At 73.3% G+C, this 8390-nt stretch carries 10 protein-coding genes; 7 read left to right on the plus strand and 3 right to left on the minus strand.

From position 1 onward, the window contains the following. The first annotated feature begins 145 nt into the window (after nt 1-145). A complete protein-coding gene (locus tag AC27L3_RS27520; protein WP_487236775.1) occupies nt 146-886 on the plus strand; it encodes a class I SAM-dependent methyltransferase in 741 nt (246 codons plus the stop codon). 24 nt (nt 887-910) lie between these two features. Beyond that, a complete protein-coding gene (locus tag AC27L3_RS27525) occupies nt 911-1405 on the plus strand; it encodes a hypothetical protein (RefSeq protein WP_487236776.1) in 495 nt (164 codons plus the stop codon). A 61-nt stretch (nt 1406-1466) separates the two neighbouring features. On the opposite strand, the gene AC27L3_RS27530 is transcribed toward AC27L3_RS27525, so the two are convergent. Beyond that, the gene (locus tag AC27L3_RS27530; protein ID WP_487236777.1) at nt 1467-1763 is read right to left on the minus strand and encodes a putative quinol monooxygenase; all 297 of its coding nucleotides are present in this window, start codon (nt 1761-1763) and stop codon (nt 1467-1469) included. Nucleotides 1764-1797: 34 nt separating this feature from the next. Continuing rightward, the gene (locus AC27L3_RS27535) at nt 1798-2853 is read right to left on the minus strand and encodes an aldo/keto reductase (RefSeq protein ID WP_487236778.1); all 1056 of its coding nucleotides are present in this window, start codon (nt 2851-2853) and stop codon (nt 1798-1800) included. A gap of 164 nt (nt 2854-3017) precedes the next feature. Between AC27L3_RS27535 and AC27L3_RS27540 the strand changes: the two genes are divergently transcribed. From AC27L3_RS27540 to AC27L3_RS27555, 4 genes are all read left to right on the plus strand, one after another. After that, complete coding sequence (locus tag AC27L3_RS27540) at nt 3018-3881, plus strand: helix-turn-helix transcriptional regulator (protein WP_487236779.1); 864 nt, start codon at nt 3018-3020, stop codon at nt 3879-3881. A gap of 104 nt (nt 3882-3985) precedes the next feature. Beyond that, a complete protein-coding gene (locus tag AC27L3_RS27545) occupies nt 3986-4282 on the plus strand; it encodes a GlsB/YeaQ/YmgE family stress response membrane protein (RefSeq protein ID WP_487236780.1) in 297 nt (98 codons plus the stop codon). A gap of 104 nt (nt 4283-4386) precedes the next feature. Continuing rightward, a complete protein-coding gene (locus AC27L3_RS27550; RefSeq protein ID WP_487236781.1) occupies nt 4387-5493 on the plus strand; it encodes an FUSC family protein in 1107 nt (368 codons plus the stop codon). A gap of 114 nt (nt 5494-5607) precedes the next feature. Continuing rightward, on the plus strand, nt 5608-5790 hold the full coding sequence (locus tag AC27L3_RS27555; RefSeq protein WP_487236782.1) for a hypothetical protein: 183 nt from the start codon (nt 5608-5610) through the stop codon (nt 5788-5790). A gap of 18 nt (nt 5791-5808) precedes the next feature. Here the strand turns inward: AC27L3_RS27555 and AC27L3_RS27560 are convergent, their stop codons facing one another. Continuing rightward, entirely contained in the window at nt 5809-6672 is an 864-nt protein-coding gene (locus AC27L3_RS27560; RefSeq protein WP_487236783.1) for a helix-turn-helix domain-containing protein, read from the minus strand. 159 nt (nt 6673-6831) lie between these two features. On the opposite strand from AC27L3_RS27560, the gene AC27L3_RS27565 reads away from it, so the two are divergent. Then, nucleotides 6832-8262 (plus strand): MFS transporter, encoded by a 1431-nt coding sequence (locus AC27L3_RS27565; RefSeq protein ID WP_487236784.1) that lies wholly within the window; start codon nt 6832-6834, stop codon nt 8260-8262. The last annotated feature ends 128 nt before the right edge of the window (nt 8263-8390 follow it).

Genomic DNA, 8390 nt, shown 5'->3' on the forward strand with positions numbered 1-8390 from the left:
AGCACAGCTTAAACGCGCACGTGGGTGATGCGATGCGCGGGGGTTCGCATCTTTGTGGCTTCTGCCAGTACGGGCCTGCGCCGGGGCGCGGGGAGACTGCCCACCCAAGGCTTCGGCGTGCCGGGAGCAGGGGAGGACGGCGGCAGTGGGTGTGCAGCAGTACGACGAGATCGGTGACGCGTTCGAGGGCTTCAAGTCCTTGCCGCTGGCGCGCTACGTGGAGGTGCCCGGCTTCCTGGCCATGGTGGGGGACGTGCGCGGCAAGTCGGTCCTGGACCTGGCCAGCGGTACGGGGTTCTACAGCCGGGAGTTCAAGCGGCGCGGTGCCGCGGAGGTGCTCGGCGTCGACATCTCCGGTGTCATGGTCGCCGCGGCACGGGAGCGGGAGGAGCGCGACCCGCTGGGGGTGCGCTACGAGGTGGGCGACGTGGCCGCGCTCCGCCCGCTGGGGCGGCGCTTCGACGTCGCGACGGCGGTGCAGCTCCTGGGCTACGCGGAGGACGTCGCCGCCATGGAGCGGATGTGCCGCAATGTGCATCGCAGCCTGGTCTCCGGAGGCGAGTTCTTCGTGCTGCTGCAGAGGCCCGAGTACTGCTTCGACGGGCCGTCCATGGCCGCGTACGGCTTCCTGTGCGAGCCGGCCGGCGGACAGGCCGAGGCCGGGCCGCGCATCAGGGTCACGGCACTGCTCGATCCGCCGATCTCCTTCGTCAGCACCTGCCCGCGCCGGGAGGTGTACGAGCGGTGCCTGAGGGCCGCCGGGTTCGAGGACGTGACGTGGGTTCCGCTGCAGGTGTCCGATGCGGGCGTGCGGAGGTTCGGCGTGGACTTCTGGGCGGACCTGCGGGCCAATCCCCCGCTGGAGATGCTGCGCTGCCGTGCCTGACCGCGGGTGCCTACTCTGTCGGGCATGGCGAAATGGGCGTACGTAACAGTCATGCACTTCGGTCACGGCAAGGACTCGGCAAAGGCAGTCGGCTCCCGGCACAGCTTCGGCAGCCCGGAGGCCGCCCGGCGCGCGATGCTGGCGGAGCTGCGCGAGTTGAGCGGCGACTACGAGGGCACCACGACCGCGCAGTCGGTGGGTGATGCCGAGGTTCTGGAGCGGCACAGCGGGCAGGTCTACCAGCCGCGGGGCAAGGGCCGTCAGGAGGTGACGGTGCCGGTGCGCAATCCGGACGGGGTGGTCGAGTCGGTGACGGTGACGGTTGGCGCCCCGGTGGGCTCCGTGGACGGCGGCAGCGGGGCGGGACAGCTGCTCGTCGGCCTGGGAGTGCTGTTCCTCGTGGCCGCCGCGCTCACCGTGACGATGGACCGGGGACAGATCGGCGCCGTCCTGGGGGCGCTGGTCACCGGAGGAATCGGGGCGGTCTGCCTGGTGTACGGCATCCGCGAGCTGCGCTGAGCGCCGACCGGCCGGCCGGGCACGGCGCAGCGTGCCCGGCCGGCGGGTCGGTCGGCGGGTGTCAGTCGGTGGGAGCGGCGATCAGTGTGCGGATGGTCATCGGTTCGGCGAGGACCCGGTCCAGTACGTGCCGGACGTGGTGGAAGTGGGGGGTGGTGAAGTGGTCGGCGAGGGCCCGGGAGTCCGTCCACTCCTCGACGATCACCATGCGGGCGCTGTCGTTGGGGTCGGTGTAGGGGCGGTAGGCGAGGCAGCCGGGTTCTTCCAGGGACGGCTCGATCATCGCTTCCAGGGCGGTGCGCAGGCGGTCCTCCCGGCCGGGGGCGGCCAGGCATTCGGCGACGACGGTGAGGGACATGGTGGGGTGATCTCCTGGTGCGGTGGGGGCGGGTTCAGGGGCGGGCGGGGCCGGCGCCGGCGCCGGACGTGGTGATGGCGGTGGCGATCTCCTCCAGGTCCTTTGGCGTCAGCTGCACCGAGCCGGCCCCGATCCAGCCGTCGACCTGGCCGGGCTTGCGGGCGCCGACGATGGCTCCGGTGATGCCGGGCCAGGCCAGCACCCAGGCGATGGCCACCTCGGCGACGGTGGCGCCGTGCCGGGCGGCGACGGGGCGCAGTGCGTTCGCCAGGTGGAGGTTGGCGGTCAGGCCGGTGGTGAAGTCCCGGTGGGCGACGCGCCAGTCGTCGGCGGGCAGGCCGGCGACGCGCTCGGCGGAGAAGGTGCCGGTGAGCAGGCCGGACTGCAGCGGGGAGTAGGTGATCACGCCCGTGTCGTGGGCGCGGGCCCAGGCGATCTCGTCCGCGGCGCAGCGGTTGATGGCCGAGAAGGGCGGCTGGACGACGTCGACGTGGGCGATGCGTTCGGCGGCGGCCAGTTGCTCGGGCGTGTGGTTGGACAGGCCGATGGCCCGGACCTTGCCCTCGGCCTTGAGGTCGGCCATGACCTGCCAGTACTCCTCCAGCGGGGTGGCGTTCGGGGAGACGGCGCCGCTGCCGTCGCCCACGTACTCCAGGGACTCGCCGGTGTCGGGCCAGTGCACCTGGTACAGGTCGATGCGCTCGACGCCCAGCCGGCGCAGCGAGTCCTCGACCTCGCGGCGGACGCTGGCCGGCTTCATGATCCGGCGGGGCGCGGCCTGCGGGTTGTCCGGGTCCCAGACCAGGCCGACCTTGGTGAAGAGGTAGGGGCGGTCGGCCTCGGGCAGGTGGGCGACGGCCTTGCCGATCAGTTCCTCGGAGTGGCCGAGGCCGTAGACGGCGGCGGTGTCGATCCAGTTGACGCCCGCGTCGAGGGCGTGCCGGATGGCGGTGATCGATTCGGTGTCGTCGGTGTCGCCCCAGCCGAAGAACCAGCCGGAGCCGGACACCGCCCAGGAGCCGAGGCCGGTGCGGGTGATGTCCATGCCGGTGGTGCCGAGGGGGCGGGTGGGCAGGTGAGTGGTCGCCATGACGGGGTGCTTCCTTCGCGAGTCGGTGTGCGGGGCCGGATCCGTTCCGGTGACCACCACTTTGGTCGCCCGGCGGCGGCCCACCCAGTGGCAGCCGGTGCCTGGGCACGGCATGACCAGGCACGGGAGGGCCGCGGGAGCAAGGGGATGGGGATACTTGCCGCATGGTTTTGGACAGACGCGCAGAACTGGGCGAGTTCCTCCGGTCCCGCCGGGCGCGGTTGCGCCCCGAGGAGCTGGGCCTGCCGGACTACGGCGGCCGGCGGCGTGTGCCGGGGCTGCGCCGGGAGGAGCTGGCCCGGTTGGCCGGGGTGAGCGTGGACCACTACGTGCGCCTGGAGCAGGGGCGCACCCTGCACTTCTCCGAGGCGGTGCTGGACGCGGTCGCCCGTGCCCTGCGCCTGAACACGGTGGAGCGCGAGCATTTGTACCGGCTGGCCCGGCCGTGGTCGGAGGCGGACCGTACCGACGGGCCGCCGCCGTCGCAGCAGGTGCGGCCGGGGCTGCGCCGGTTGCTGGAGTCGGCGGGCGACGTACCGGCGTACGTGGTCGGCCGGAACACCGACGTCCTGGCGTGGAACCGGCTCGCGGCGGCGCTGATCACCGACTTCGGCGCGCTGCCGCCCCGGCAGCGGAACCTGGCGCGTCTGGTGTTCCTGGACGAGGGGATGCGCAGCCTGTACGCCGACTGGCGCGGCAAGGCGAGCGATGTGGCCGCCTACCTCCGGCTCGATGCAGGACGTCATCCGGACGATCCGCACACGGCAGCGCTGCTCGAGGAACTCTCCGCGGGCAGCCCGGAGTTCCGCACGGCGTGGGCGGAGCACCGGCTGAAGGACAAGACGCACGGGCGGTACGTCTACCGGCACCCGGTCGTCGGGGAACTCGATCTCGGGTTCGAGACGCTGCGGCTGCCCGACGATCCGGACCAGGCGCTGGTGGCCCACACGGTGGAGGAAGGCTCTCCGTCCCAGACGGCGCTGCGGCTGCTGGCGGCGTGGGCGCAGGAGAGCCGGCCGGTGGGCTGAGCCCGGCTGCAGTGCGGGCACATGTTCGGCGGGGCCGGCCGGTTTGAGGGCGAAGCAGCAGGTTAAGCGCCTCATCAGTCACTGATGAAGGAGGGACACGCACCATGAGCATCCTCGCCTGGATCATCATCGGCCTGCTCGCCGGAGCGATCGCCAAAGCCCTCATGCCCGGCAAGGATCCCGGAGGCGTGCTGGTGACGATGCTGATCGGCATCGTCGGGGGGCTGCTGGGCGGCTTCCTCGGCAAGGTGATGTTCGGCGTGGAATCGATCAACGGCTTCTTCCACCTGTCGACGTGGATCGCCGCGGTCGTCGGTTCCGTCATCATCCTCGCCCTGTACCGGGTGTTCGCCGGGCGCAGCCACCGACACCACGGGCACGGCCGGCACTCGCACGCGTGACGCCCGTCCCATGGCCCGGGCCCGGCACGGCCGGGGGACCCGGTGAGCGGACGAGCCCGCACCCGCGGCAGCGACGGGTGCGGGCTCGTCCCCGTTCGGCCGCCGTGCGGTGCGTCCTCGCACGGACGTGGTCGTACCTCCTGCGGGCCGCCCGCCGGCCCGGCCCGGAGCGCAACGACGTTCTGCTGCAGCTCAAGGCGGTGGCGGCCACGGTGGTGGCCTGGTACCTGTCCGGCCGGCTGCTGCCCGCGCAGGTACGGGCCTTCGCGCCCTTCACCGCACTGCTGGCGCTGCAGCGGACGGTGTACCGGTCGCTGTGGGAAGCGCTGCGGTATCTGGGGGCGCTGGTCATCGGTGCGGGTGTGACCGGTGTCCTCGGGACGACGGCCGGGGTGCACGCGTGGACGCTGGCGCTGGTGATGCTGCTCGCCCTGATCGCGGCGAAGACCTCGTCGCTGGGCGGGCAGCGGTACCAGATACCGGTCGTCGCCGCGTTCGTCTTCACCTCCGGCCTGGGCCGGTGGAGCTACATCACCCACATGGTCGCGGCGGTGGCCCTGGGGGTGGGCTGCGGGCTCGTGGCCCACTTCCTGCCCGCCCCCTCCTCCCACCCGGCCTCCGCCCGGGAGCAGGTCGACGACGTCTGGCGGGACGTGCGGCGGCTGGTGGAGGACATGGCGCACGCGCTCGGCGACGGCCGGTGCGCGGGGGAATCCGTCCGGGGGTGGGGGCGGCGCTGCCGCCGGATCGGCGAGCGTGTCGACGCGGCGCGGGCCACCGTGCGCGGCGAGGAGGAGAACCGCAGGTTCAACCCCCGCAGCCGCCGGGCCGGACGGCCGCCCGGGCTGGGCACGTGCCTGACGTCGCTGGACGTGCTCGACCGCGTCGTCGCCCACCTGCGCTCGCTTCTGCGCGGCCTGCACCAGGCGGCTGTCGACGCCGACGGGCCGGCCCAGGACTTCCTTGCGGCCTATGCCGGCCTGCTGCACGGGGTCGCGGACGCGCTCGCGGTGCACTCCCCCGGCCGTACCGGGCCGGACGAGGACGCCGCCCGGCGGGTCACGCAGGAGGCCATGGGTCGCTGCGAGGAGCTCATCGCCCGCTCTCCGCAGCAGGCCGCCTCGGAGCGCTGGCACGTGTACGGCACGCTGCTCATCGACGCCTCGCGCATCCTGCACGACCTGGGGGAACCCGAGGAGGTGCACGGGTGAGGGCTGCCGTGGGCGGCCCACCCACACGGGTGGTTCTGCCGCGGTCCTCACGGTGTCGGGGGTAGACGCCCTGCCACACCTCCCGTAACGGGTTCACGCAGAAAGGAGATGCCCGTGCCCCGCACGCACCATGTCACCTGGTCCTGTGCCGTCACCCTGCTGACCTTCCTCCTGATGCTGGTGTTCAGCGACCACCAGTACCCCGCCTGGAGCACGGCGCTGGCCAGCGCCTCCATGGCCATGGCCGCCGGCGCCCAGACCCATGTCCTGCTGACGGATCGAAGGAACCGCCGCTGAAGCGGCGCCCTGCCGTGATCAGGCGGGCTGTCGCCCGGTGCGGGCCGCGGGGTCGAGGGTCAGCATGGCCGCCTCGTCGGCGCTGCCCGGCTCGGCCTGGTAGACGACGAGCCGCTGCCCGCCCGTACCGGCGAGCTTCATCACCTCGAAGGTGAGCGTCATCATGCCGGCCTTGGGGTGGTTGAAGGTCTTCGGGCCGCCGGAGCGCTCCTTGACGTCGTAGCGCTCCCACAGCCGGGCGAAGTCGGGGGACTTCAGCAGCAGTTCGCCGACCAGGGCTGCGAGCCGGGGGGCGTCCGGGTCGGCGCCGCCGACGGCGCGCAGATGCGCCACCGACTTGGCGACGGTTTCCTCCCACGGCTCGTAGAGCGTGCGCCCCTCGGGGTGGAGGAAGAGATAGCGGGTGTGATTGCGCTGCTCCGCCGGCCAGTCCCACATGCCGGGAAAGAGCCGCCGCGCGGGCGCGTTGCCGGCCAGCACGTCGTTGAAGGGTGTGACGACGTACGCGGGCAGCGGGCGCAGGGTCTCCAGCATGCGCAGGACGGACTCCCGTACGGTCTGCTCGGTGGTCCCGGTGCCACGCGATTGGGCCTGCCGGCCGGAGGCCAGGTCGGCGAGGTCCTGCAGGCGCTCGTGGGCGTCGGCGCACAGGCGCAGGGCGCGGCTGATGGCCTCGATGACGGCCGGCGAGGGGTTGGTCTCGCGGCCGCGTTCGAGCCGCGTGTAGTAGTCCACGCTCACCCCGGCGAGCGTCGCGAGTTCCTCGCGGCGCAGCCCCGGGGTGCGGCGTATCCCGGTTCCGGCGGGCAGCCCCGCCTCTGCGGGGGTGATCCGCGCGCGCCGGGCGCGCAGGTATCTGCCCAGTTCGGTGGCGTGTGTCATCCCGCCATGATCCCAGACGGGTGCCGTGCGTGGGGGGCCGTGACAGGGCCAGGCACGGCGCACCCCGGCACGGCGCGGTCTGCCTGCGCGGCCGCGGGCGGCGCACTCTGGTGGACGCCGGCCGATGTCCACGACCCGACCCGAGAAAGGGTGCTTCGCATGCCGCCCGCCACGATCACGTCGCCGCAGCGCCCCGACGCGCTGCCCGCCGCCCCCTTCCCCGCTCCCGCGGCGGCCCCGCAGCGGTCCGCGTCCCTGGCGCTCGTCGCCTCGCTGCTGGGCTTCACCGTCATCACCATCGACGTCTCGGCCGTCAACATCGCGCTGCCCGCGATCCGCTCCTCCCTGCACGGCGGGATGGCCGGACTGCAGTGGGTCGTCGACTCGTACACGCTGATGTTCGCGGCCCTGCTGCTGTCCGCCGGGGCGCTGGCCGACCGGGCCGGGGCGCGGCGGGCGTACGCGTGGGGCGTTGCGCTGTTCACGCTCGCCTCGCTCGGCTGCGCGGTGGCGCCGGGCATCGGCCTGCTGGTCGGCGCGCGGTTCGTCCAGGGCGCGGCGGCCGCGGTCGTCATGCCCGCATCGCTGGCGCTGGTCCGGCAGGCGTACGGGGACGCGCGGCGCCGGTCCCGGGCCATCGCCCTGTGGACGGTCGGCGGTTCGCTCGCCATGGCGGCGGGGCCGGTTCTGGGCGGTGTGCTCACCGAGGTGGCCGACTGGCGTGCCGTCTTTCTGCTCAACCTGCCGGTCGGTGCGGTGATTCTGCTGCTCCTGGCCCGCACCGCGCCCTCGCCGCGCCGTCCCGCGCCGCTGGACCCGCTGGGACAGCTCAGTGCCGTGGCCGCGCTGGCGGGGCTGGCGTACGCGGTCATCGAGGGCGGGCACCGGGGCTGGACGTCCGCTCCGGTGCTGGCCGCGGCGGTGGTGGCGGTCGTCGGGGGCCTGGCCTTCGTGGCCGCGGAGAAGCGGCATGCCGCTCCCATGGTTCCGCTGGGCATGCTGCGGCAGGGGCGGGTGACGGTGCCGCTGGCGGCCGGTTTCGCGATCAACGCGGGTTTCTACGGCGTCGTCTTCCTGCTCGGCCTGTACCTGCAGCAGCTGCGGGGCATGTCCGGGACGGCGGCGGGGCTGATGTTCGTGCCTCTGTCAGCGGTCATCACGTCGATGAACCTGCTCTCCCCGCGGCTGACCGAGCGGTTCGGGCACCGTGTGGTCATCGTCTCCGGGCAGGCGATCCTGGCCGTGGCCATGTTCGTGCTGCTGCCGCTCGGCGGCAGCACTCCGCTGTGGGCGGTCGTGCTGATGCTGGTTCCCACGGGCATGGGCGGTGCGCTGGCCGTGCCGGCGCTGACCGCCCTGCTGATGGACGCCGTTCCCGAGGAGCGGGCGGGCACCGCGTCCGGCCTGCTCAACGCCCTGCGGCAGACGGGTGGCGCGTTGGCCGTGGCCCTGTTCGGCACGCTGCTGGCGGACGGCGGTGAGGGCTTCTCCCTCACCGGTATGCGCGAGGCCCTCGTGGCGGTGGGGCTCACCCTGGTCGCAACGGCGCTGCTGGCGTTCCGGCTGCCGCGCGGCGAGCGGCGGGGGTGACCGCGTGCGGGGCCGCCGATGCCCCAAGGGCGCGGGGGAAGCCGGTGACGGCTTCCCCCGCGCCCTGGCGCTGTCCGCGGCCGGGTCAGACGCGGTCGGCGGCGATGAGGAGGTAGTGGAAGCTGCCC

It is taken from the genome of Streptomyces sp. PKA51 (assembly GCF_057552455.1).